22 protein-coding genes are annotated in these 22579 nt (G+C 65.3%); 10 read left to right on the top strand and 12 right to left on the bottom strand.

The genetic code is table 11. From position 1 onward, the window contains the following. Positions 1-19 precede the first annotated feature (19 nt). Positions 20-1852: an aminopeptidase P family protein gene (locus ACSQ23_RS16570; protein WP_436091243.1), complete on the bottom strand. Its 1833-nt coding sequence runs from the start codon at positions 1850-1852 to the stop codon at positions 20-22. A 135-nt stretch (positions 1853-1987) separates the two neighbouring features. Here ACSQ23_RS16570 and ACSQ23_RS16565 point away from each other — a divergent pair, with 135 nt between their 5' ends. Beyond that, positions 1988-2116 carry a hypothetical protein gene (locus ACSQ23_RS16565; protein ID WP_274532716.1) on the top strand — a complete coding sequence of 43 codons (129 nt, stop codon included), beginning with the start codon at positions 1988-1990 and terminating at the stop codon, positions 2114-2116. Between the two features lie 140 nt (positions 2117-2256). Next, positions 2257-2391: a hypothetical protein gene (locus tag ACSQ23_RS16560; protein WP_257720968.1), complete on the top strand. Its 135-nt coding sequence runs from the start codon at positions 2257-2259 to the stop codon at positions 2389-2391. A 243-nt stretch (positions 2392-2634) separates the two neighbouring features. On the opposite strand, the gene ACSQ23_RS16555 is transcribed toward ACSQ23_RS16560, so the two are convergent. The 3 genes from ACSQ23_RS16555 to cls form a co-directional block, all read right to left on the bottom strand. Beyond that, positions 2635-3504 carry a 50S ribosomal protein L11 methyltransferase gene (locus tag ACSQ23_RS16555; RefSeq protein WP_436091242.1) on the bottom strand — a complete coding sequence of 290 codons (870 nt, stop codon included), beginning with the start codon at positions 3502-3504 and terminating at the stop codon, positions 2635-2637. 69 nt (positions 3505-3573) lie between these two features. Beyond that, positions 3574-4287 carry an endonuclease/exonuclease/phosphatase family protein gene (locus tag ACSQ23_RS16550; RefSeq protein ID WP_436091241.1) on the bottom strand — a complete coding sequence of 238 codons (714 nt, stop codon included), beginning with the start codon at positions 4285-4287 and terminating at the stop codon, positions 3574-3576. Between the two features lie 19 nt (positions 4288-4306). Next, positions 4307-5764, bottom strand: a complete 1458-nt coding sequence (gene cls / locus ACSQ23_RS16545; RefSeq protein ID WP_055880089.1) for a cardiolipin synthase — start codon at positions 5762-5764, stop codon at positions 4307-4309. A gap of 175 nt (positions 5765-5939) precedes the next feature. Between cls and ACSQ23_RS16540 the strand changes: the two genes are divergently transcribed. The 3 genes from ACSQ23_RS16540 to ACSQ23_RS16530 are packed head-to-tail and all read left to right on the top strand — an operon-like array spanning position 5940 to position 7841. Next, positions 5940-6869, top strand: a complete 930-nt coding sequence (locus tag ACSQ23_RS16540; protein WP_436091240.1) for a DMT family transporter — start codon at positions 5940-5942, stop codon at positions 6867-6869. Positions 6870-6879: 10 nt separating this feature from the next. Next, complete coding sequence (locus tag ACSQ23_RS16535) at positions 6880-7341, top strand: DUF5680 domain-containing protein (protein ID WP_436091239.1); 462 nt, start codon at positions 6880-6882, stop codon at positions 7339-7341. Between the two features lie 47 nt (positions 7342-7388). Further along, on the top strand, positions 7389-7841 hold the full coding sequence (locus ACSQ23_RS16530) for a nuclear transport factor 2 family protein (protein WP_436091238.1): 453 nt from the start codon (positions 7389-7391) through the stop codon (positions 7839-7841). 223 nt (positions 7842-8064) lie between these two features. Here the strand turns inward: ACSQ23_RS16530 and ACSQ23_RS16525 are convergent, their stop codons facing one another. The 3 genes from ACSQ23_RS16525 to ACSQ23_RS16515 all read right to left on the bottom strand — a co-directional run bounded on the left by ACSQ23_RS16525 (position 8065) and on the right by ACSQ23_RS16515 (position 11442). After that, entirely contained in the window at positions 8065-8505 is a 441-nt protein-coding gene (locus tag ACSQ23_RS16525; RefSeq protein WP_436091237.1) for a hypothetical protein, read from the bottom strand. A gap of 76 nt (positions 8506-8581) precedes the next feature. Beyond that, positions 8582-9040 (bottom strand): thiol-disulfide oxidoreductase DCC family protein, encoded by a 459-nt coding sequence (locus ACSQ23_RS16520; protein ID WP_436091236.1) that lies wholly within the window; start codon positions 9038-9040, stop codon positions 8582-8584. Further along, positions 9037-11442 (bottom strand): ATP-dependent helicase, encoded by a 2406-nt coding sequence (locus ACSQ23_RS16515; protein ID WP_436091235.1) that lies wholly within the window; start codon positions 11440-11442, stop codon positions 9037-9039. The genes ACSQ23_RS16520 and ACSQ23_RS16515 overlap by 4 nt, the downstream gene beginning before the upstream one ends. 163 nt (positions 11443-11605) lie before the next feature. Here ACSQ23_RS16515 and ACSQ23_RS16510 point away from each other — a divergent pair, with 163 nt between their 5' ends. The 4 genes from ACSQ23_RS16510 (at position 11606) to ACSQ23_RS16495 (ending at position 17193) form a co-directional block, all read left to right on the top strand. Continuing rightward, entirely contained in the window at positions 11606-13765 is a 2160-nt protein-coding gene (locus ACSQ23_RS16510; RefSeq protein WP_436091234.1) for an esterase-like activity of phytase family protein, read from the top strand. Between the two features lie 528 nt (positions 13766-14293). Then, positions 14294-16018, top strand: a complete 1725-nt coding sequence (gene ilvD, locus ACSQ23_RS16505) for a dihydroxy-acid dehydratase (RefSeq protein WP_055880066.1) — start codon at positions 14294-14296, stop codon at positions 16016-16018. A gap of 85 nt (positions 16019-16103) precedes the next feature. Continuing rightward, on the top strand, positions 16104-16850 hold the full coding sequence (locus ACSQ23_RS16500; protein ID WP_055880063.1) for a tetratricopeptide repeat protein: 747 nt from the start codon (positions 16104-16106) through the stop codon (positions 16848-16850). Between the two features lie 112 nt (positions 16851-16962). Further along, positions 16963-17193: a hypothetical protein gene (locus ACSQ23_RS16495; protein ID WP_156384684.1), complete on the top strand. Its 231-nt coding sequence runs from the start codon at positions 16963-16965 to the stop codon at positions 17191-17193. A 191-nt stretch (positions 17194-17384) separates the two neighbouring features. Here the strand turns inward: ACSQ23_RS16495 and ACSQ23_RS16490 are convergent, their stop codons facing one another. From ACSQ23_RS16490 to ACSQ23_RS16470, 5 genes are all read right to left on the bottom strand, one after another. Further along, entirely contained in the window at positions 17385-17585 is a 201-nt protein-coding gene (locus tag ACSQ23_RS16490; protein WP_436091233.1) for a hypothetical protein, read from the bottom strand. Positions 17586-17588: 3 nt separating this feature from the next. After that, entirely contained in the window at positions 17589-18368 is a 780-nt protein-coding gene (xth, locus tag ACSQ23_RS16485; RefSeq protein WP_436091232.1) for an exodeoxyribonuclease III, read from the bottom strand. 135 nt (positions 18369-18503) lie between these two features. Then, positions 18504-19598, bottom strand: a complete 1095-nt coding sequence (locus ACSQ23_RS16480) for a serine hydrolase domain-containing protein (protein ID WP_436091231.1) — start codon at positions 19596-19598, stop codon at positions 18504-18506. An 82-nt stretch (positions 19599-19680) separates the two neighbouring features. Then, a complete protein-coding gene (locus ACSQ23_RS16475; RefSeq protein ID WP_436091230.1) occupies positions 19681-20799 on the bottom strand; it encodes a serine hydrolase domain-containing protein in 1119 nt (372 codons plus the stop codon). Positions 20800-20879: 80 nt separating this feature from the next. Next, entirely contained in the window at positions 20880-21233 is a 354-nt protein-coding gene (locus ACSQ23_RS16470) for a HesB/IscA family protein (RefSeq protein ID WP_055880047.1), read from the bottom strand. 23 nt (positions 21234-21256) lie between these two features. On the opposite strand from ACSQ23_RS16470, the gene ACSQ23_RS16465 reads away from it, so the two are divergent. Then, positions 21257-22510 (top strand): deoxyguanosinetriphosphate triphosphohydrolase, encoded by a 1254-nt coding sequence (locus ACSQ23_RS16465; RefSeq protein WP_082528152.1) that lies wholly within the window; start codon positions 21257-21259, stop codon positions 22508-22510. The last annotated feature ends 69 nt before the right edge of the window (positions 22511-22579 follow it).

The raw sequence follows: 22579 nt of genomic DNA, 5'->3' as shown, positions 1-22579 counted from the left end.
ACAGCCACCGGGTCGAGGATCAGATCTCCCGCGTCGCTTCCTTCAGCCAGGCCTTGGCCTCGCCCTTCAGCTGCGGGCCGATCTCCTTGAAGACGCGCTTGTGGTAGGCGTTGAGCCAAGCCTTCTCGGAGCCGCTGAGCTGCTTTTCGTCGATCAGCCGCAGGTCGATCGGGGCGAGCGTCAGGGTTTCGAACTCGAGGAACTTGCCCTCGCCGCCAACGCTGCTCTCCTGCACGACGAGCAGGTTCTCGATGCGGATGCCATAGGCGCCGGCCTTGTAGTAGCCCGGCTCGTTGGAGGTGATCATTCCCGGCTCGAACGGCACTGAGTAGCGGGACGAAATGCCGATCGGCCCTTCATGCACCGAGAGGAAGGCGCCGACGCCATGGCCGGTGCCGTGGTTGTAGTTGACCCCGTCCTCCCACAGGAACTGCCGCGCCAGCACATCGAGCTGGGCGCCCGTGGTGCCCTTGGGAAAGCGGGTCATCGAGATCGCCATCATGCCGCGCAGCACGCGGGTGAAGCGGTCCTTCTGCTCGGCGGTGGCCTTGCCGGTGAACATGGTGCGGGTGATGTCGGTGGTGCCCGACAGATACTGCGCGCCGGAATCGACCAGCATCAGTTCGCCGGGCTTCAGCTGCCGGTTGGTCTTTTCGTCGACGCGGTAGTGGATCACCGCGCCGTTCGGGCCGGCGCCGGAGATGGTGTCGAAGCTGACATCGACCAGCCCCGATTCCTCGCGCCGGAAACTCTCGAGCGCGGTGGCGATGCCGATTTCGTCGAGCTTGCCCTTGGGCGCTTCCTCATCGAACCAGTGGAGGAAGCGGGCCATCGCCACGCCGTCGATCTTGTGCGCTTCGCGCATACCGGCGAGCTCGGCTTCGTTCTTTCGCGCCTTGGGCAGCAGCACCGGGTCGCGCCGCTCGATCAGCTTGGCCTCGCTGACCCCGCTGATTGCGTTGGCCACTGCGACCGGTACGGTCGCCGGGTCGAGCATCACCCGCTTGTCGCCGGCGCCGAGCTTGCGCAGCGCCGCCACCATGGTCGCGACATCGGCGACCTTGGCCAGGCCCTCGAGGCCGTGGCGCAGCTCGGGGGTGATCTTCTCCTTGTTGAAGAACAGCGTCGGCATGCCGGATTTCGGCACCAGCGCGAAGCACAGCACCACCGGGACATGCGGCACGTCGCGACCACGCAGGTTGAACAGCCAGTTGATCGATTCCGGCACCGTCAGCACCAGGGCGTCGGCATTGTCCTCGCCCATGGTGGCGCGAATCTCGGCGAGCTTGTCGGGCGCGGTCTTGCCGGCGCGGTTATGGCCGAGGAACTCGATGGCGGCATTGGGCGGGGCGGGGCGATCGGTCCAGGTCTGGTCGACGAGGTTGGCGACCGGCACCAGCGTCGCCTTGCCGGCCAGCTTCTTTTCGAGGTCGGCGAGTTCGCTGGGCGTATGCAGCCAGGGGTCGAACCCGAGCTTGCCGCCCTTGGGCACGAAATCAGCGAGTTTTGGCGACAGCCCGCCCTGACTGGCCTCCAGCACGGTGATCAGCTTGGTATCGGTTTCGGCCGGCGCCTGCAGGGTGTAGCGGCCATCGACGAACAGCGCGGCTTTCTTGGTGCCGACAATGGCGAGGCCGGCCGAGCCGGTGAAGCTCGTGACATAGGCGAGGCGCGCCTCGCTGTCGGGCACCATCTCGCCGCGATGCGCGTCGGTACGCGGCACCAGGAACGCATCGACCCCGGCCTCCCGCATTGCCGCGCGCAGCGCCTTGAGGCGCGGCGCCACGGTCTTGGGATCGGTGCGGATATCGAAGCTCTGGTAGACGGTCGGGGCGAAGTCGCTGTCGGTCATGATGATTTGCCGGAAAATGGAATGGCGCGGACCCTAACAGAGGCGGGTGGGGCGCAAAAGCCGCACCAGACCATTCATTCCTGGTTCAGCGGCCGGGTGGCATTGGCACGCCGGGGCTCCCGCAGGGAGAACAAAATGACTGAACGAAAGACCCTGTTCCGCCGGGTGTTCGAATCGATGATCGAAGGCCGCACCAGACAGGCGCAGCGTCACATCACCGAATACCTCCGGGCGAACCCGGTGCGGAACGAGTGGCGGCCTTGAGCCGATTCACCCGTTGTTAAGCCGCCCTGCACAATTGGCATGGCTGCCTTTCGCAACAACGACTTACCCGCGGGCTCTGTCCGCACTACATACCGAACGTCGAGAGAAGCTCGACCAAGTGAAGGAACCGGGAGAACAAGATGCCCGAGAGCAAGAACGATTTCCGCAAGGCGCTCGGCAGCGTCATCGAAGCGCGGGGCCGCGAGGCCACCCGCAGCGTCGGTCGCAGCCGTGAACACCTGCTGCTCGGCGCGCTGACCAAGCGCCCGAACTAAAACCGACGCGCGTCAGCGCGGGGTTTGGACTATCTGTTTTGACGAGTCCCCGGATCGTGAGGTCCGGGGACTTTGCTTTGGGTGGTGCCTGGACGCTGGTGGCTCCGCACCCCCACCCTCATTCCCTCCCCACAAGGGGGAGGGAGGCCGATCGAGGTCGCTGCACTGCCGCAGTTCTTGCGTCTCCCTCCCCCTTGTGGGGAGGGATCAAGGGTGGGGGTGGGGAGCCAGTGATGCTTCGGCCTAGACCCGCTCCAGCACCAGCGTCGTCCATTCCTTCTTGACGATGCGCTGGCGCAGCACGATGCCCTGCTGCGAATAGGCTGATATCACCCGGTTGGCCTGGGTGTTGAGGATGCCCGAGAGGATCACCGTGGCGCCGATGGCGGTGACCTTGCGCATGCCGGGCGCCAGCGAGACCAGCGGACCAGCGAGAATATTGGCGACGATCATGTCATAGGGCGCACCGGCGGCGATCTGCCGGTGGTCGAGCCCGGTCGCCTCGAAGGCGATGATGTAGCGGCCGACGCCGTTGTCGCGCGCGTTCTCCACCGTGGTGGTCACGGCGATCGGGTCGATGTCGCTGGCCAGCACCGGCAGGTGGGTGCGCTTGGCCAGGGCGATCGCCAGCACGCCCGTGCCGGTGCCCACATCGAGCATCGAGCGATAACGCTTGCGCTTCAGCGCCCGGTCGATGGCTTCGAGGCAACCGGTGGTGGTCTCGTGATGGCCGGTGCCGAAGGCCTGCGCAGCGTCGATGCGGATGGCGGTGAGGCCGGCGGGGGGCGGGCTCTCCTCGTGGCTGCCATGCACGTAGAAGCCGCCGGCAACTACCGGCTGCAATCCCTCGAGCGATTTCGCCACCCAGTTGACCGTCGGGTCGATCGCCTCGACGGCAAAGCTCACATTGCCGCCCAGCGTCTCGCGGGCGATCTGGTTGAAGGCCTCGACATCCGGCTCGCTGTCGCAGGTCGCCTCGAACACCCATTCGCCGGTGTCCTCGTTCTCGTGCGCCGAGGCGGTGATGGCGATATCCTCACGCGCCATGACGGCGTCGACCAGCGCATAGGCCTGGTCCTTGGTCAGCGGGACGGAGAGTTGCGAGAGCGTCATGCGAAATGTCCTGTTCGCCGCTGTTTCGGGGCAGCGGCGCGCTAAGTCAATGGTCAGCCGTGACCAGCGTTAAGCGGCGGCTTCGGCGCGATCGAGCGACAGGCTGGCCCAGACCGGCAGGTGATCGGAGCCGGTGCGGGCCAAAGCGGAGCGATGCACCCCCGCCGATTCGAGCTTGAAATCGCGGCTGGTGATGATGCGGTCGAGTTGCAGCATGGGGCGGCGCGAGTGGAAGCTCGGCCCCAGCGGGATCACGTCGTGGTGCCTCGCAAAGGCGATGAGGCACTTGCCGTCCTCGGCCCATTGGTTGAGGTCGCCCATGATCACGGTCGGCATATGCTGCTCGAGCTTTTCGAGATGGGCGACGATGGCGTCGGCCTGCTTCATCCGCGAATTGCCGAGCAGCCCCAGGTGCATGCCGACGACGCGCATGGCGATGCCGCCGATCACCACATCGGCCATCACGGCGCCGCGCGGCTCGAACGCCGGCAGCTCGATGCGCTGCGGGTTGCGTACTTCGATGCTCTTTTTCACCAGCAGCACGTTGCCGTGCCAGCCGAGGCTCTGCTCGCGGATGCCGAAGCGCACCGGCATGTAGTTGGTATGGTCGACGATCAGGTCGGGCGAGAGCGTGGTGGCGCGCTCGCCGAAGCGCCGGTCGACCTCCTGCAGCGCCACGATGTCGGCATCGATCTCGGCAAGGATCTTCATGATGCGCTCGGGCTGCCGGCGCCGGTCGGTGCCGATGCTCTTGCGGATATTGTATGAGGCGACTTTGATCATTGGTTCCTGAGGCGCACGGCTAAAGGATGGGCGAGAACAGGCGGGCGGCCTGCGAGATGAAGCGGGAGATCGGGTGGCGCTTGAGCACCTCTTCCTTGGTCATCTTGCGGCAGTTGGCGAAGTCGGCTTTCAGCATCTTCTCCACGGCGTCAACCACGCTGCGGTCGGGCATCCACACTGTCATCTCGAAGTTGATGGCGAACGAGCGGTTGTCGAAGTTGACCGTGCCGACAGTCGCGATCTTGTCGTCCATCAGCAGCACCTTCTGGTGCAGAAAGCCCTTCTGGTAGCGGTAGATGGCGATATCGTGTTCCACCATGGCGTCGGCATGGGCGTTGCTGGCGAGCCAGACCAGCAGGTGGTCGGGCTTGGCCGGCAGCATGACGCGCACATCGACGCCGCGCAGGATCGCCGCATAAAGCGCGGTGCGCATGTCGGTATCGGGCACGAAATAGGGGCTGACGATCCAGAGCCGCTGCTGCGCCTGGCCGATCACGTCGGCGAAGGCGATGGCGCAGGCCTCGAGCTTGTCGGCGGGACCGGTCGCCATCACCAGCGCCGAGACATGCCCCGGCTCGTCCACCGGATCGGGCGGCGGCAGGTTGAGCACTTCGCCGGTGGCCCAGAGCCAATCTTCCTGGAAGATCAGCGCCACCGACGAGGCGGCCGGACCTTCGAGCTTCAGCTGCGTATCGCGCCAATGGCCGAAGCGCTCGTCCTCGCCCAGATACTCGACCCCGATATTGGCGCCGCCAGTCCAGGCGACCTTGCCGTCCACCACCACGGATTTCCGGTGGTTGCGGTAGTTGATCCGCATCGGACCGAACAGCCTGAGGAACTTGTGCCGGTGATTGAAGCCGAAGATCCTGATGCCCTCGGCCCACATCCGGTCCTTGTACTCGCGGGAGAGGCCGCTGCTGCCGACATCGTCATAGAGCATGTAGACGGCCACCCCGGCGCGCGCCCGCTCCATCAGTGCGGCGGCCAGCCGTTGGCCCAGCGCATCGGCCTTCAGAATGTAGAACTGCACCAGGATGTAGGTTTTGGCAGCGGCGATGCCCTCGAAGATCGATTCGAACGTCGCATCGCCGTCGACCAGCAGCTCCGCCGTGTTGCCGGCGAGGAACGGCATGCCTGCGGCGCGGCGCTGCACCGGCCAGCTTGCGCCGGCGTCGCGGTCGATCACCGCCAGGTCCTCGCTGCGGATCAGGCGGGAGGCGCGCACCTGCATGCGGGTCTGGGCGTAACTGTCAAAGTGCTTCCAGCCGAACACCAGGTAGATGATCGTGGTGGGGAAGGGGAGGAAGGCCAGCGACACCAGCCAGGCGATCGAACCCTGCGAGGTCCGTGACGCGCTGATCTCGCGCACTGCGCAGATGAGTGCGAGGGCGTAGAAGCCGGCGAGCACCATCGCAATGATGGGGATGCTCTCGACGACGGTCTCGACCGCTCCAGTCATGTCGACGACGTCGTTCATTGCCGCTCCGCTGGTCTGACCTAAGACTAATATCCGATGCGCCGGGAACGGCCACAGCCGAGTTCGGCGTGCAAGGAGGTTGCGCGTCGCGGCGAACCTCGCGAGACTAGCAGCCGGACCTTTCCGGTCCGTCTTCCCGTCTTCGAAAGTCCTGCCAGTGTCGCCGCAACCGCCAATGCTCCGTCAGAACGCCATGACGGGAATTGCGTTCAAGCTGAGCTCGGTCTGCGTTTTCCTGGGAATGTCGAGCCTGCTCAAGGCTTCCGAGGGCATACCGGCCGGGCAACTGGTGTTCTTCCGATCCTTTTTCGCCATCCTGCCGATCATTGCCTACCTGATCTGGAAGGGTGAGCTCGGCGTCGGCCTTACGACGAAGCACCCGCTGAGCCATTTGCTGCGTGGCCTTGTCGGCACCGGCGGCATGATGACCGGGTTCTTCGCGCTCACCCAGTTGCCGCTCGCCGAAGCGATCACCATCAGCTACGCCACGCCGCTGCTGATCGTGGTGTTCAGCGCCGTATTCTACCATGAACAGGTGCGGCTCTACCGCTGGAGTGCCGTGCTCGTCGGCCTCGTTGGTGTCATCATCATCATCTGGCCGCGCCTCACGGTGTTTTCGGGCGGCATCGACGATATGAGCGGGGCGACACTGGGCGCCGCTTCGGCGCTGGTCGCGGCGGGTTTCGCCGCAACGGCGATGGTGCTGGTCCGCAAGCTCGTCGAAACCGAGCGCTCGGCCACCATCGTGCTCTACTTCTCGCTGACCTCGTCGGTGTTCGGCCTCGCCACCCTGCCATTCGGCTGGGTGATGCCGACAACCGAGCAGTTCGCCCTGTTGATCGGCGCAGGCATTTTCGGTGGGATCGGGCAGATCCTGCTCACCGAATCCTATCGCCACGCCGACATGTCGGTGGTCGCCCCGTTCGAATATGCCTCGCTGATCCTCTCGGTTTTGATCGGCTACGTGATCTTCCACGATGTCCCGAGCATCGAGATGCTGGTGGGAGGCGCGATCGTCGTCAGCTCGGGTCTGTTCATCATCTACCGCGAGCACAAGCTGGGCCTCGAGCGGAAGCGGGCGAGCGAAGTCAGCCCGCCGCAATAAGGAGCCGGAAATGGACATCGTCGCGCTCGATCGCTTCATCGTGCTGGCCAAGCGCCAGACTTATGTCGGCGACGGCGTGAAGGCCGCGGCAAGCCGCACTGGTGCGCACGACCTCACCTTTGCCGCTGGCGACTGGTCCTATCGTGACAGCTATTTCGGCGGCACCGACTTCCTCGGACAGGAAGCCGTGTGGTTACGCGATGAGCCGGTGTGGGCGATGAACTATTATGGCTACATCCTGCGGCCGGAGCTGATCGACGCCAGCCGCGCCGGTGCGACGATCAAGGCGGCGCTCTCGGCAATGTACGCCGAAGGCCGCTTCCTCGGTGGTTTCGAGTGGAGCGGTCCGCACGGCATCTATCGCGACACTTCGACCGGCGACGCAGCGCATTTTCACGGACGAGAGGCGATCGAGGTCGGCGGCGTCGAGGCCTACGCACTCGACTATTTCGGCGGACTGGTGAAGCCCTAGCGGCCGCCAACGGCAACACCATATCATCGGCAGACAGGAGAGCGCCGATGTACCATGCAATCGTTCGACGGGTTGTCGCCGGGCTGTTCGACGCCGTCAATCGTGGCGATGCGCAGCCCGTTCTCGATGGCTTCGCGCCGCGCTTCGAGCACATCTTCCTCGGCGCGAGCGCACTCGGCGGACGCCGCACGACGCTCGGCCAGACCAGCAGCTGGTACGCGCGGCTCTATCGGCTGTTGCCCGACATCCACTTCGATATCGATCGCATCACTGTCAGCTGCACGCCATGGAATACCCTCGCGGTGGTCGAGTGGCGGGAGCGCAACTCCGGCACCGACGGCGTGGTGACCACCAATCAGGGGATCCATGCCGTCCACATCCGTTGGGGCAAGATGACTCGCCTGATCATCTGCCCGGATACGACGCTGCTCGTCGCCACGCTCGACCGGCTCGCCCGTGCGGGCGTCGAAGGGGCCCATGCGCCGATGATCGAAGGCTAGGCTCTCGCGCTTGGGCTATGCCGGCCAGTGGTGGGCTCCACCTAGCCCGACTCACCGGTGTCATCCCAGCGAAAGCTGGGACCCAACCAGCAGCTGGCGCGGGCCGCGAAATGGGTCCCAGCTTTCGCTGGGATGACATCGTGGGTGGGGTGGTCGCAGTGGGTCAGCTCGAACAGCGCCTGCCGACCAGCCACGTCTGTGAAGCGCTCCAGCTACAAGCGGTTCAGATCTGCACTGCGAAGTCCGATAGCCGCCACTGGCCGCTGCTGAGCGTCAGGGTGATGACCAGGCTCGCCTCGCCGCTCGCGAACACGGCCGGACACTTCCAGCGGCTCCAGCCGCTCCAGTTCTCGATCTGCATGCCCTCCATCACGCAGGCCCGAGTGGACTGCATCGCGCCGAGGACCTGCAGGTAGCGGGTGCTGTCGTACTGCCCCTTGGCATGGGCGGTGACGAACTCGGTGGTCGCCAGCGGGTCGAATGTCGCGCGGCCCCAGTCTGCCGATAGCGAAGCCACAACCTTGTCAGCCGCCGCGCGGGACTGGCCGACCTGCTGGTCCATGGAGGTGAAGAGGCTGACCGCCGCCCAGATGAGACCGACGATCACGACAGCGGCGACGACGATGATGATCGTCCTGAGGCCGCTCAAGGTCTTGGTTTTCATTGGTCCAGCCCACGGCATCGCCTACGCCCCCTGCAGCGAAACTCACCATCTGCTTAGCCGCCTTCTGCTCCAACGGCTAGGCAAGGAAGCGGTCGCGCTCGTCGGGCGCCGGCAGGTGGCAGGTATCGCGCCGGCCGAAGAGCTTCATGCGGTGGCGGGCGATCCAGAAATAGAGGCCATCGCGAACGGAGCGGGGCAGGGCGCCGGCTGCCGCGCCCGTCGACCACGGCAGGCCAAGCCGACGCCCGATCTCGATCACCGCATCGGATGCGAACCGCGGCAGGCCGTCGGCCAAGACGATGAAGGTCTCGTAGTTTTGCGGGTCGAGGCCATAGTGCCGGTAGATCGAGGTGCCCAGCTCGCTCTGGGCGGCGATGAAGCGAAACGCCCTGTTGTGATCATGGCGGAGTACGAACTGCACGGCGCTGGAACAGAGCCCGCAATAACCATCGTAGATCATCACCGGATGATCGTCCGCGAACGCGACGACGCCTTTATCGTGCCGATAGCTGTAGGCCGCGTGCCCGGTGCTCACGGCTTCTGTACGAAGCTTTCGAGCACTTTCTTGCGGCCGGCCTTCTCGAACTCGATGGTCAGCTTGTTGCCTTCGATCTGCTCGATCCGGCCATAGCCGAACTTCAGATGGAAGACGCGCTCGCCGACATCGTATTTCGAGCCGCGGCCGTCATCGACCGAGCGGGCGACGAGGTCGCCATCGATGGTCACCGGGCCAGCTGATTTGCGGGACGAGGCCTGGGCGCGGGCGCGCTGCCAGCCCGGGGTCTCGTAAAGCGAATCGAACGGGTCGCGAGTATCGAAGCGCCCGCCCGCCGTGCGGCCGCCATAGCCGTAGCCGCCATAGGCCGAGCCGGTGTCCTTCACCTCGACCGCCGCCGCCGGCAGTTCGTCGAGGAAGCGCGACGGGATCGCCGATTGCCAGAGGCCATGCGTCAGCCGGTTCTGCGCCACGGAGACGCGCAGGCGCTTACGGGCCCGGGTCAGGCCGACATAGGCGAGCCGGCGCTCCTCCTCGAGCCCGGCGCGGCCGCTCTCGTCGAGGGTGCGCTGGCTGGGGAACAGGCCTTCCTCCCAGCCGGGGAGGAACACGGTTTCGAACTCCAGACCCTTGGCGGAGTGGAGCGTCATGATCGACACGGCGTCGTCGGCTTCGCCGGTATCGCGGTCCATCACCAGCGAGACGTGCTCGAGGAAGCCGCCGAGCGAGTCGAACTCCTCCATCGAGTTGACCAGTTCCTTCAGGTTTTCCAGCCGGCCCTCGGCCTCGGCGGATTTGTCGTTCTGCCACATCTCGGTGTAGCCCGACTCGTCGAGCACCTGGCGGGCGAGATCGGCATGCGAGGTGTGGCGGCGGACGATGCCGGGCGCCAGCTCTTCGGTCTCGACGGCGTCTTCCGGGGGCACGGCTTGCGCCCGCTGCGCCCAATCGTCGAACTGATCCATCAGCTGGCGCAGTGTGGTGCGCTGCTTGGGCTTCAGCTCCTCAGTCTCTACGAGCGTGCGCACCGCGGTGGTCAGCGAAGTGCCCTGGCGGCGCGCCGCGTCGTAGAGAATCTGCAGGGTGGAATCGCCCAGCCCGCGCTTCGGCGTATTGACGATGCGCTCGAAGGCGAGGTCGTCGTTGGGATTAGACACCAGCCGCAGATAGGCCAGCGCGTCGCGGATTTCCTTGCGCTCATAAAAGCGCGGGCCGCCGATGACGCGGTAGTTGAGGCCGAGCGTGATGAAGCGCTCTTCGAAGGCGCGCATCTGGTGCGAAGCCCGCACCAGGATGGCCATCGAGTTCAACGCGTCGCCCTGGCGCTGGAACTGCTCGATTTCTTCCCCGACCTGCCGGGCCTCCTCGTCGGAGTCCCATACCGAGGTGACCATCACCAGCTCGCCCGGCTCGCCGACATCGGTCTGCAGGGTCTTGCCCAGCCGGCTCTCATTGTTGGCGATGAGGTGCGAGGCGGCCTTCAGGATGTTGGAGGTCGAGCGGTAGTTGCGCTCGAGCCGGATTACCTTGGCGCCCGGAAAATCCTTCTCGAAGCGCAGGATGTTGTCGACCTCGGCGCCGCGCCAGCCATAGATCGACTGGTCGTCGTCACCGACGACGCAAAGGTTGGCCTCCGACGCCGGCTTGCCCTGCGCCAAGAGGCGCAGCCATAGGTACTGGGCGACGTTCGAATCCTGGTACTCGTCGACGAGGATGTACTTGAACTTCCGGTGGTAGTCGGCGAGCACATCCGGGTTCTCGCGGAACAGCTTGATGCAGAGCAGCAGCAGGTCACCGAAATCGGTGGCGTTCAGCGTCTTCAGTCGATCCTGGTACTGCTGGTAGAGTTCGGGGATCCGGCCGTTGGCGAAGGCCGAGCGGTCGGCCATCGATACGTCGCCGGGCAACTGGCCGCGGTTCTTCCAGTTGTCCATCATCCCGGCGAACTGGCGGGCCGGCCAGCGCTTTTCGTCGATGTTGGCGGCTTCCAGCAGCTGCTTGATCAGCCGGATCTGGTCGTCGGTATCGAGAATGGTGAAATCCGAGCGCAGCCCGACCAGTTCGGCGTGCCGGCGCAAGAGCCGCGCGCCGATCGAGTGGAAAGTGCCGAGCCACGGCATGCCTTCGACACCCGCGCCGACCAAGGCGCCGATGCGCTCCTTCATCTCGCGGGCGGCCTTGTTGGTGAAGGTTACCGACAGGATCTCGGACGGCCAGGCCTTTTTGGAATTGAGGATGTGGGCGATGCGGGTGGTCAGCACCCGGGTCTTGCCGGTGCCGGCGCCGGCGAGCACCAGCAGCGGGCCCTCGGTGGTCAGCACCGCGTCGCGCTGCTCCTCGTTGAGGCCCTTCAGGTAGTCGGGCGCCGCCGCTCCCCGGCCAAACTGGCTGGTGATCGAGCCCGCCTGCGGGCGGTCGAGGCGCTGCGGTTCTGCTGCCATCAGGGGAAACGACGAATCCTGTTTCGTTCTCATCGCTAGATATAGGCAGTACAGGGCCCGATGTATATGCGGCGGGGCCTGTCACAGATCTGTCACCCCATTGTCATGTCGCCGTTGCGCGGCGTGCCTAAGCCGAAGCCCTCGATTTTCAGGGGCGCCAGCAATGCAGTTCAAATCCATTCTCCTCGGCCTCACCGCCGGCCTTCTCGCCACCTCGGCCTATGCCGCGCCGGTATTCAACCGGATCGCCAGCTTCCCGGTCGAACTGAACAACCCCGAAGCCAAGGCGACCTCGTCCGAAATCATCACTGCCTCGGAAGACGGCCTGACGCTGGTCTATTCCGACAGCCCGGCCGGCGGCATCGGCTTCATCGACATCACCGACGCCAAGGCCCCGAAGGCCGCCGGCTTCCTGTCGCTCGAGGGCGAGCCGACCTCGGTCACCATCATCGGCAACAAGGTCTATGCCGCGGTCAACACGTCGGAGAGCAAGGTCAACCCGTCGGGCAAGCTGGTGGTCGTCGACCTCGCCAGCAAGGCGATCGAGGCGAGCGTCGATCTCGGCGGCCAGCCGGACTCGATCACCCACAACGCCGCCGGCACGCTGATCGCCATCGCGATCGAGAACGAGCGCGATGAAGAGATCAACGACGGCGCCATCCCGCAGCTGCCGTCGGGCTACCTCGTGCTCCTCTCGCTCACCGGTGGGGCGCTCGATCCGGAAAGCCTCGCCAAGGTCGAGCTGGCCGGCCTTGCCGGCATCGCGCCGGAAGATGCCGAGGCCGAGTTCGTCTCGATCAACGGTCTCGATGAAGTCGCGGTGACGCTGCAGGAAAACAACGAGATCGTCATCATCGACGGCAAGACCGGGGCGGTGAAGTCGCACTTCTCGGCCGGCGCCGTCAGCCTCGAAGGCATCGATACCAAGAAGGACGGCGCGCTCAAGTTCACCGGCAAGCTGGAAGACGTGGCCCGTGAGCCCGACGCGGTGAAGTGGCTCGACGACAACCGCCTGGTCGTTGCCAACGAAGGCGATTGGAACGGCGGCTCGCGCAGCTTCACCATCTTCAACAAGGATGGCAGCGTCGCCTATGAGAGCGGCCCGTCGATGGAACTCGAAGCGGTCCGCATCGGCCACTATCCCGACGCACGCAACAAGAAGGGCGTCGAGCCCGAGGGCCTCGAGGCCGCGACGTTCGGCGAGGACAAGCTGTTCTTCGTCGCCCAGGAACGTTCCTCGCTCGTGGCCGTCTACAAGGATACGGGCGCCGAGCCCGAGTATCTGCAGTCGCTGCCGTCCGGCATTTCCCCTGAGGGCCTCGTTGCCATCCCCTCGCGTAACCTCCTGGCTACGGCCAACGAGGTCGACCTGCGTGAAGATGGGCTCGCCGGTTCGCACGTCATGCTCTACGAGCGCACCGAAGGCGAAGCCGCCTATCCGCAGCTGATCTCCGACCTCGACGCGGACGGCCACCCGATCGGCTGGGCCGCCATCTCGGGCGCCGTGGGCGATGCCGAAAAGCCGGGGATCCTCTACGCCGTCAGCGACAGCGTGCTTTCGGCGCAGCCGGCGATCTACGAAATCGACGCCACTGCCAAGCCGGCCAGGATCGTCAAGAAGACCGTCATCACCCGTGGTGGCGACGCGGCACAGAAGCTGGATCTCGAGGGCATCACGCTCGATGGCGAAGGCGGCTTCTGGGTGGCCTCGGAAGGCCGCAGCGACCGCCTGACGCCGCATGCGCTCTATCGCGTCGATGCCGATGGCAAGATCACCGAGGAGGTGGCGTTCCCCGAGGCGCTGCTGCCCAATGAGATCCGCTACGGCGCCGAGGGCGTCACCAAGGTTGGAGACACCCTGTGGGTGGCGATCCAGCGCGAGTGGAAGGATGATCCGGCGGGGCAGGTGAAGCTCTTGGGCTACGACACCAAGGAGAAGACCTGGTCGGCGGTCCGCTATCCGCTCGAAGCCGCGGCTGAAGGCGCCTGGAACGGCCTCTCCGAAATCACCGCACACGGCGACTACGTCTACATCGTCGAGCGCGACAACCAGATCGCGCTCAAGGCGGCGCTGAAGAAGCTCTACCGCGTGCCGGTCTCGGCTCTCGTCGGCGCTGAAATCGGTGGCGAGTTGCCGGTGGTCACCAAGGAGGAAGTCCGCGACTTCATTCCCGACCTCGCGTCCAACAACGGCTATGTCGTCGACAAGGTCGAGAGCTTCGCCATCGGCGCCGACGGCACCGGCTATGTCATCACCGACAATGACGGGGTCGCCGACTCCTCGGGCGAGACCTTCTTCTGGTCGGTTGGCACCATCCAGTAACCAGACAGCCTCCTGCTTGCGGGGCTCAGGGGCCGGTCCGAAAGGGCCGGCCCCGCTTGGTTTTGGGGGGGAACGTACTCCTCACAGCTAACGCCAGTGCGCGGGGCACCTCCACCCTTGATCCCTCCCCACAAGGGGAGGGAGACGCAAGAGCTGAGACGGTGCAGCTATCGCCTCCCTCCCCCTTGTGGGGAGGGATCAAGGGTGGGGGTGGCCGTAGCTACGATGCCCGCCTTGCCGCCATCCTGAACGCCCGCTGTATCGTTCGTGACGTTTTTGCAACAGCAAGGTTGAATCCCGATTTCGCCGCTTAGCGGTCAACGTTTTGCTGAGGATCGCCGCCACAATGTGACCCTAAAAGAAGCAGAGGACAAATCTCGGACGGGCAGCGACGAATGCGGAAGCCATTTGCTTTCGTACCGAACCATTCGTGTGCTCCCCGCCCTTGTGCCTTGTCAGGCCGAACCGCATAAACGGCGCCTTCTGAGGGGCGCCGGAGAACACCGGCCGGACAAGCGGGACCAGGAAATGGCATCGAACTACGTCGATAAATCGCGTCTTCCCAGCAGGCATGTGACAGAGGGTCCGGAGCGCGCTCCGCACCGCTCCTATCTTTACGCCATGGGCTTGACCACCGAGCAGATTCACCAGCCGCTCGTCGGCGTGGCGACGGCCTGGAACGAGGCGGCGCCGTGCAATATTTCGCTTGGTCGCCAGGCGCAGGCCGTGAAGAAAGGCGTCGCCGCCAACCACGGCACGCCGCGTGAATTCACCACCATCACCGTCACCGACGGCATCGCCATGGGCCATGCCGGCATGAAGTCGTCGCTGGCCTCGCGCGATGTGATCGCCGACTCGGTCGAATTGACGATGCGCGGCCATTCCTATGACGCGCTGGTCGCCATGGCCGGCTGCGACAAGTCGTTGCCCGGCATGATGATGGCGATGATCCGGCTCAACGTGCCGTCGATCTTCATCTATGGCGGCTCGATCCTGCCGGGCCGCTTCCGCGGCCGCGACGTCGTGGTGCAGGACCTGTTCGAGGCGGTCGGCCTCCACTCGGTCGGCAAGATGGACGACGAAACCCTCGACGAGCTCGAGCGCGTCGCCTGTCCGTCGGCCGGCTCCTGCGGCGGCCAGTACACGGCCAACACCATGGCCATGGTGGCCGAAGCAATCGGGCTTGCATTGCCGTATAGTTGCGGCGCTCCGGCCCCGTACGAAATTCGTGATGCGCTCTGCGCCGTGGCTGGCGAGCAGGTGATGGAACTGCTCAAGGTGCAGCTCCGTCCGCGCGACATCGTCACCCGCAAGGCGTTCGAGAACGCCGCCATGACCGTCGCCGCCACTGGCGGTTCGACCAATGCCGCGCTGCATCTGCCGGCAATGGCGCACGAGGCAGGCATCGACTTCGACCTGTTCGATGTCGGCGAGATCTTCAAGAAGACCCCGTACATCGGCGACCTGAAGCCGGGCGGCAAATACGTCGCCAAGGACCTGTTTGAAGCCGGCGGTATCCCGCTGGTGATGAAGGCGCTGCTCGAAGGCGGGTACCTGCATGGCGACTGCATGACAGTCACCGGCAAGACCATTGCCGAGAACCTCGAGAAGGTGAAGTTCAACACCGAGCAGGACGTGATCCGTTCGACCTCGAACCCGATCTCGCCCACCGGCGGTGTGGTGTCGCTGCGCGGCAACCTCGCTCCGGATGGCGCCATTGTGAAGGTCGCGGGTTTGAAGAACCTGCGTTTCGTCGGCCCGGCGCGCGTCTTCGACACCGAAGAGAAGTGCTTCGAGGCGGTCGAGAAGCGGACCTACAAGGAAGGCGACGTGCTCGTCATCCGCTACGAAGGTCCGAAGGGCGGCCCCGGCATGCGTGAAATGCTGTCGACCACGGCAGCGCTCTACGGCCAGGGCATGGGCGACAAGGTTGCGCTCATCACCGATGGTCGCTTCTCCGGCGCCACCCGCGGCTTCTGCATCGGCCATGTCGGCCCGGAAGCAGCGATTGGCGGCCCCATCGCCCACATTCAGGACGGCGACATCATCACCCTCGACGCCACGACCGGCGAGATCTCGGTCAACGTGTCGGAGGAAGAGTTTGCCCGGCGCAAGACGAGCTGGGCCCCGCGCGAGACCGAGTATGGCTCGGGCGCGATCTGGAAGTATGCCCAGCTGGTGGGACCGGCGCGTTACGGCGCGCTGACCAACCCCGGCGCCAAGGGCGAAAAGGAGCAGTATGCGGACATTTAGGGCAGGAGCCCTTGTTTCCGTTGCGTTTTGGGCTGCGCTCGCGATTGCGGGCGTAGCCACCCCTGCTGCCGCCCAGGTGAGTGGCGTGCTGCCCTCGCTGCCGGCTGCCCCCGAGACGGCCGCCGATGCGGCGCTGGCCATGGCCAACCAGCTCGACGGGGCAGGGGGCGGCATCTCCAGCGCCGACCTGATTGCCGCGCTCGAGGATGCGGCGCTGGCCGGCCAGCCGATGGCGCTGTTCCAGCTCGGGCTGATGTATGAAAGCGGCGAAGGCGTCGACAAGGATCCGGTCAAGGCATTCGGCTATTTCAGCCAGATCGCCGACGAGCATGCCGATACCGCCCCCAAGGGCGTCGAAGCCGATATCGTGGCGCAGTCGTTCCTCAAGATCGGTGAGTATTACCGCCAGGGCCTGCCGGAAGCCGGCATCCCGAAGAACGAAGCCTATTCCAACAAGCTGATCATGCACGCTGCGTCCTACTTCGGCGACGCCGATGCGCAGTACAAGGTCGGCGAGCTCTATCTTGACGACGCCGAGCTCGGCGACAACCCGCTGCAGAGCGCCCGCTGGCTCAACCTCGCGGCCCGCAAGGGCCATGCCGGGGCGCAGGCCAAGCTCGGGAGCATGCTGTTCAACGGCCAGGGCATCGATGCCGATCCGGTCGAGGGCCTGATGTGGCTCACCGTCGCCTCGCGCCGCGCCGCGGGCACGGTCGATGACGGCTGGATCCATGACCTGCTCACCAACGCGATGTCCGTCGCGACGCCCGAGCAGCGGAAGCATGCCGTCGAGCTCGCCGACTCGCTCGGCACCCGCTTCGGCGGGCTGTAAGCCATCACGGCGTGAGGGGAGTGGGCCTCACGGCCTAGCTGACAGCCCCGTTCAGCAGCAGTTCAGCCGCAAACTGGCAACCATCGGGACAGTTAGCCCGTTGGTGTCCATCATGCGTCTGCCGATCATTCTCGCCCTCATCGTCGTCATCACGCTGCCCAAGGATGTCCGCGGGTTCGTGGATGATGTTTCGGCCCAAGCCCGCGTCGCGACGGCCTCGATCAGCCACTTCCTCGATCGCAACAGGGATGATGGCACCGTCAAGGTTGCCGAGGCGAGCATCAGCAACGTGCTGAAGACCAAGCACGACACGGCCAAGAACTCGGTCGGCAATATCCGCTAGTTTGATGCAACCGCGTGGAGGTTGGGCTGGATCTGACCCTGCCCACCGGCTGTCATCCCAGCGAAAGCTGGGACCCATGGCGAGGGCTTTGCCCTCGTCCGGCATCCACTTGCACTGCGGCGAGTTGGGTCCCTGCTTTCGCTGGGATGACATCGAGTGGGCGGAGCAAACTGTACCCAATCGCGAGAGGGCTAGTTTGCATCCTCACCAGCGACCTTCACCAGCATCAGCGCCGATGCCTTTGCCAGCGCCAGGTCACGCCGATCGCTGAGATCGACCTCGAACCGCTCGCAGAGTCGCTGATACACCGGAAAGAGCGGGTCGGCCCGATAGCGCGCCTCCATCCTGCTGACGGTGGCTTCGATCTCCGCCAGACCCGGTACGCTCGCCATGGCTCAGAACGCGAAGTAGCCTACCACCGGCACATGGTCGCTCGGCTTGTCCTTGCCGCGCTCGGCGGCATGCACCACTGCGTCCTCCAGCCGATCCGCAGCCTGCGGTGAGAGCAGCAGGTGGTCGATGCGGATGCCGTCCTTGCGCTCCCAGCCGAACGTACGGAAATCCCAGAAGGTCAGGGATGGCTCGTCGGTGATGGCGCGCACCGCATCGGTGAGCCCGAGATTGAGCAAAGCCCGCCACCTCTCGGCGCTCTCGGGGCGGAACGCGGCATCGCCTACCCACTTTTCGGGCACGGTCGCGTCGGCATTGGCTGGGATGATGTTGAAGTCACCAAGCAGGATGAACGGCTCTTCGAGGGCCAGGCGGGATTCGACGAAGGTGTGCAGCCGATCCATCCAGCTGAGCTTATAGGTAAACTTGTCGGTGCCGACGGGATTGCCGTTGGGCAGGTAGATGCAGCACACCCGCACCACTCCGCCTTCGACCGAAAACAGCCCCTCGATAAGGCGCGACTGCTCGTCGCCGTCATCGCCGGGCAGGCCGCGCGTCACTTCGTCGAAGCGATGCTTGGAGAGGATGGCGACGCCGTTCCAGCTCTTTTGTCCAAACGTCTCGACATTGTAGCCCATCGCCTCGATCTCCATGCGAGGGAAGGCCTCGTCGACCGATTTGATCTCCTGGAGGCAGACGATATCGGGCGATTCGTCTTCAAGCCATTTGAGAAGAGCGCCTTGCCGAGCCTTGACGCCATTGATGTTCCAGGTCGCTATGCGCATGAGTAGGCTCCCGTTCGAGACGGGAGGTTAGAGCAATTCGCCGTTTCGTTGAAACGCGGAATTGCTCCGGTCCCTCCCTTGGTCGCGCTTCCGGATCGGAAAGTCTGCAACTTTTCCTGGAAGCGCTCCGCTAGCTCAGAGCGCGGCGTAAACCGCGTCGCGGATGTCCTCGCGGAACGGGCCGTTGCAGCCCTCTGGCGCGACGTTGGTGCAAACCACGATCGACAGCTTGTTGGTGCGGTCGATGATCCAGTTATGCCCCCAGGCGCCGCCCCAGTCGAGCGTGCCGACCGGGCAGGGGCTCCGCGCCGCCTCGGGATCGTCGATAATGGCGCCGAGCACCGTGAAGCGCTTGCCGGCATCGCCCTCGCGACGCGGCAGGTTGCCGATCTGGTTGGTGAAGGCCTCTTCGACGCTCGCCGGCCTAAGGAAACTACCGCCGTTATAGACCTCGAGCATCTTCATCGCGTCGTCGGCAGTGCCGCAGGAGCCGCCACCGCCCGATTGCGGGGCATCGGCGCGGAAGATGCGGCCGGTATCCCAAGGCGAGTTGTCCGGGCTGATGAGCACCGGCGGCACGATCGATGGCGCCGGCAGATCGCCATTGTGGTAGTTGGCCGTTACGCGCTTGGGGTCGGTTGGCGTGAAGCCCCAGTCGGCCATGCCCAGCGGATCGGCAGCGTATTTCTTCACCGCCGCTTCGAGGCTCGAGCCATTGATGGCCGCGAGCACGCCACCCACCACGTCGATGCTGGTGCCATAGGCCCAGCCGGTCCCCGGGGCGAACACCAGCGGCGCCCTGGCGAGCCGCCGCAGGTTTTCCTCAAGCGTAATGTAGGGGCCGGACATGCCGGGGGCGACGTCACTCGGCGTCGTCTCGTAGGACAGACCCGCGGTGTGCGACAGCAACTGGCGGATGGTGATCGGCCGGACCACCCCATCGGGGCTCGCCGGAGTGAAATAGGGCAGGTACTTGCTGACCGGATCGTCGAGCTCAAGCAGGCCGGCTTCCATCATCTTGAGCGCGGCGGTGGCGACGATCGGCTTGGTTACCGAGGCGAGGCGGAAGATGGCGTTGCGCTCGAGCTTGCGGTTGGCCTCGCGATCGGCCAGCCCGGCGGTGCGGGCGTAAATCTCCTTGCCGCCCTGGTTGACCAGGACGACGCAACCGACAATGCGGCTCACCAGCGCGGCGTCGATCGCCGCGTCGATATTCTTCTCAAGGCTCATGGAATCCTCCCAGACTTAGCAAGGACGCTAACGGTTCCCCGACAAGAAAGGCAAGCCGCCGAAAGGCTCAACCGACCAGCGATCAGGGTGAGGGATGAGCGTAGACGGCATGCAGAATATCGTCGCGGAACCGGCCGTCCGATCCCTCGAGCCCGGTATTGCTCATGGAAACGACGCTGAGGCCGGCAGCGGGATCGATGAACCAGTTGTGCCCGTAGATGCCGCCCCACCGCACCATGCCGCGGGGAGCCGGCACGCCGGCGGTCGCGGGATGGTCGAGCCAGGCGCCGAACAGGCAGAATTGCCAGCCGGGTGAGACGGCGTGGGGCAGCTGCGGGGTCTGGTTGGAAAGAGCAAGCTTTGCTGTCTCGGGCTCCAGGATCGACCCGCCAGTGCGCAATGCCTCCAGCAGACGCATGAAGTCGGGACCGCTGCCGGCCGCGCCGCCACCGCCCGATTGAAACGCAGCGGCATCGAAGATGCGCTCTGGGTCGTAGGTCGTGGTGCTGCCCCAGGGGTTCGGGATGGTGTGCACCGGGCCCATCAGCTCCGGGCCATTGGCGCCGTCGGCATAGGGGGCCGCCAGACGCGATGGGTCACGCACGGTGAAACCCGTGTCGGTCATGCCCAGCGGGCCGGTCACATAGTGCCGGATTGCGTCCTCCAGCCGGCCGCCGACCAGCCGCCCGGCGATATGCCCGAGAACGTCGATGGACGGCCCGTAAGTCCAGCCGGCGCCGGGCGCAAACAGCAGGGGCAGCGCGCCGACGCGCGCGATGCTGGCGTCGTCGCCAAGCCGCCAGCGATTTACGCCTGCCGTTGCTTCGGCTGGGGTGAGTATCGACGCAGTGGAAAGGCCGGAGGTGTGGGTGAGCAGTTGCCGGATGGTGATGGTCGGCTGGGCGCCGTCGGCCAGGCGCGGACGAAACTCCGGCAGGTAGTCGGTGACCGCCGCATCGAGACCGAGCTTTCCGTCCTCGATCAGGGCGAGGATGGTTGCCGCGACGATCGGCTTGGTGAGGGAGGAGAGACGAAAGATCGCGTCGAGGGTCATCGGACGGCGGTTTTCCCGGTCGGCGAGGCCGTGCGGGGCCTCGTAGACGAGTTCACCGTGCCGGCGGACGATGATGACCGAGCCGACGATGCGCCCTTCATCGATCGCACGCATCGCCGCAGCGTCGAGCCGCTCAGCCAAGTTCATGCTCTGCCTCCCCAATTCGGGGCGGACGCTAGCCTTGCGATGCTAGCGAGGCAAGGCTGGCAACAGCTCGAACGACGGGCTCAGGCGACGGCGAAGCTGGTGCCGCAGCCGCAGCCGGCGACCGCGTTGGGGTTCTTGATCTGGAAGCTCTGGCCGATCAGGTCATCGACATAGTCGATCTCGGCGCCGCCCATGAACTCGAGGCTGAGGGAATCGATCAGCACGGTGGCATTGTCCTTGGTCAGCACCAGGTCGTCGTTAGCAGGCGTTTCCTTGCCCAGCTTGTACTCGTACTGGAAGCCGGAACAGCCGCCGCCCGCCACCACGATGCGCAGCACCGTGCCTTCGCCCTGTTTGGCGAGGATGCGGCCAATCTTCTTGGCGGCGCGGTCTGTCAAAATGACATTGTTCGGTGCTAGAGCAGCTTCAGACATAAGGTACCTTTCGGCCGCCCGGCATGGGGCAGCGCTGGAAACCAAATCTAATATCGTTAGACGACGATGAAAAGGGTCTTGGCTGCATAATGGGTGAACGCGCCGCCTATGCTTCCGATCCCTCCGAGAGCCGCGGCCGGCTGTTTGCGCCGGGTTCGAGCCCAACACGCTCGGAATTTCAGAGGGATCGCGACCGGATCGTCCACTCCGCGGCGTTCCGCCGGCTGCAGCACAAGACCCAGGTGTTCCTGCACCACGAGGGCCAGCACTACCGCACCCGGCTGACCCACACGCTGGAAGTCAGCCAGATGGCGCGCTCGATCGCCCGCGCCCTGGCGCTGGATGAGGATCTGGCCGAAGCGGTGGCGCTGGCGCATGACCTTGGCCACACCCCGTTCGGCCATGCCGGCGAGCGCGTGCTGCATGACAAGATGGCCGAGTGGGGCGGGTTCGACCACAATATGCAGGCGATCCGAGTCGTCACCCGGCTGGAGAACCGCTATGCCGAGCATGACGGGCTGAACCTCAGCTGGGAGGCGCTCGAGGGTATCCTCAAGCATAATGGTCCGCTCACCGATCGGCAGGGCCGGCCGCTGCGCGCCGACAAGCCGCTGCCGCCTGGCCTGAACGATATCCCGGCCAGCGCCGACCTGATGACCTGGAGCTATGCCAGCCTCGAGGCACAGTCCGCCGCCATCGCCGACGACATCGCCTACAACTCGCACGACATCGACGATGCGCTGCGGGCCGGGCTGATCCGGCTGGCGGACCTCACGGATGTGCCGCTGGTCGGCCCGCTGGTGCGCGAGGTGCTGGAGCGCTGGCCCGACATCGAGCGCAGCCGGCAGGCGCATGAGGTGCAGCGGCGGCTGATCACGGTGCAGATCGAGGATGTGATCGCCGAAAGCAGCCGAGCGATCGCCGAAATTGCCCCGCAATCGGCCGACGACGTCCGCAATGCCGGACGCACGCTGATCCGCTTCTCACGACCGGTGCACGATGCCGAGCAGGGGCTGAAGCGCTTCCTGTTCGAGCGGGTCTATCGCAGCGAAGAGGTGATGGGCCCGGTGCGCCACAGCCAGACGGTGGTGGGCATGCTGTTCGACCACTATCTGGTCACCGGCGCCATGCCGGGGCGGTGGGGCGATGCAGTCCGCCACGCCGCCGATCGCGCCGCCCGGGCCCGTGTGGTCGCCGACTTCATTGCCGGGATGACCGACCCCTATGCGCTCGAGCAGCACGCCCGGCTGTTTGACGGTGCGGGCCAGTTGCGGTAGGGGCAGCGCAGCCCGCCCTAAGCGCCGGGTCATTCCCGCGAAAGCGGGAACCTCCGTTTCGGCTGTTGC

It is taken from the genome of Devosia sp. LjRoot16 (assembly GCF_964252795.1).
Classification (GTDB): Bacteria; Pseudomonadota; Alphaproteobacteria; order Rhizobiales; family Devosiaceae; genus Devosia_A.
This window is presented reverse-complemented; position numbering and strand designations above follow the sequence as displayed.

Excerpts from the sequence above, each read along its gene's own strand:
- ACSQ23_RS16540 (WP_436091240.1), top strand. The coding sequence starts at position 5,940 with ATGCTCCGTCAGAACGCCATGACGGGAATTGCGTTCAAGCTGAGCTCG.
- ACSQ23_RS16570 (WP_436091243.1), bottom strand. The coding sequence starts at position 1,852 with ATGACCGACAGCGACTTCGCCCCGACCGTCTACCAGAGCTTCGATATC.
- ACSQ23_RS16515 (WP_436091235.1), bottom strand. The coding sequence starts at position 11,442 with ATGGCAGCAGAACCGCAGCGCCTCGACCGCCCGCAGGCGGGCTCGATC.
- ACSQ23_RS16495 (WP_156384684.1), top strand. The coding sequence starts at position 16,963 with ATGCGTCTGCCGATCATTCTCGCCCTCATCGTCGTCATCACGCTGCCC.
- ACSQ23_RS16530 (WP_436091238.1), top strand. The coding sequence starts at position 7,389 with ATGTACCATGCAATCGTTCGACGGGTTGTCGCCGGGCTGTTCGACGCC.
- xth (WP_436091232.1), bottom strand. The coding sequence starts at position 18,368 with ATGCGCATAGCGACCTGGAACATCAATGGCGTCAAGGCTCGGCAAGGC.
- ACSQ23_RS16475 (WP_436091230.1), bottom strand. The coding sequence starts at position 20,799 with ATGAACTTGGCTGAGCGGCTCGACGCTGCGGCGATGCGTGCGATCGAT.
- ACSQ23_RS16565 (WP_274532716.1), top strand. The coding sequence starts at position 1,988 with ATGACTGAACGAAAGACCCTGTTCCGCCGGGTGTTCGAATCGATGATC.
- cls (WP_055880089.1), bottom strand. The coding sequence starts at position 5,764 with ATGAACGACGTCGTCGACATGACTGGAGCGGTCGAGACCGTCGTCGAG.
- ACSQ23_RS16560 (WP_257720968.1), top strand. The coding sequence starts at position 2,257 with ATGCCCGAGAGCAAGAACGATTTCCGCAAGGCGCTCGGCAGCGTCATC.
- ACSQ23_RS16555 (WP_436091242.1), bottom strand. The coding sequence starts at position 3,504 with ATGACGCTCTCGCAACTCTCCGTCCCGCTGACCAAGGACCAGGCCTAT.
- ACSQ23_RS16535 (WP_436091239.1), top strand. The coding sequence starts at position 6,880 with ATGGACATCGTCGCGCTCGATCGCTTCATCGTGCTGGCCAAGCGCCAG.
- ACSQ23_RS16525 (WP_436091237.1), bottom strand. The coding sequence starts at position 8,505 with ATGAAAACCAAGACCTTGAGCGGCCTCAGGACGATCATCATCGTCGTC.
- ilvD (WP_055880066.1), top strand. The coding sequence starts at position 14,294 with ATGGCATCGAACTACGTCGATAAATCGCGTCTTCCCAGCAGGCATGTG.
- ACSQ23_RS16480 (WP_436091231.1), bottom strand. The coding sequence starts at position 19,598 with ATGAGCCTTGAGAAGAATATCGACGCGGCGATCGACGCCGCGCTGGTG.
- ACSQ23_RS16510 (WP_436091234.1), top strand. The coding sequence starts at position 11,606 with ATGCAGTTCAAATCCATTCTCCTCGGCCTCACCGCCGGCCTTCTCGCC.
- ACSQ23_RS16465 (WP_082528152.1), top strand. The coding sequence starts at position 21,257 with ATGGGGCAGCGCTGGAAACCAAATCTAATATCGTTAGACGACGATGAA.
- ACSQ23_RS16550 (WP_436091241.1), bottom strand. The coding sequence starts at position 4,287 with ATGATCAAAGTCGCCTCATACAATATCCGCAAGAGCATCGGCACCGAC.
- ACSQ23_RS16490 (WP_436091233.1), bottom strand. The coding sequence starts at position 17,585 with ATGGCGAGCGTACCGGGTCTGGCGGAGATCGAAGCCACCGTCAGCAGG.
- ACSQ23_RS16470 (WP_055880047.1), bottom strand. The coding sequence starts at position 21,233 with ATGTCTGAAGCTGCTCTAGCACCGAACAATGTCATTTTGACAGACCGC.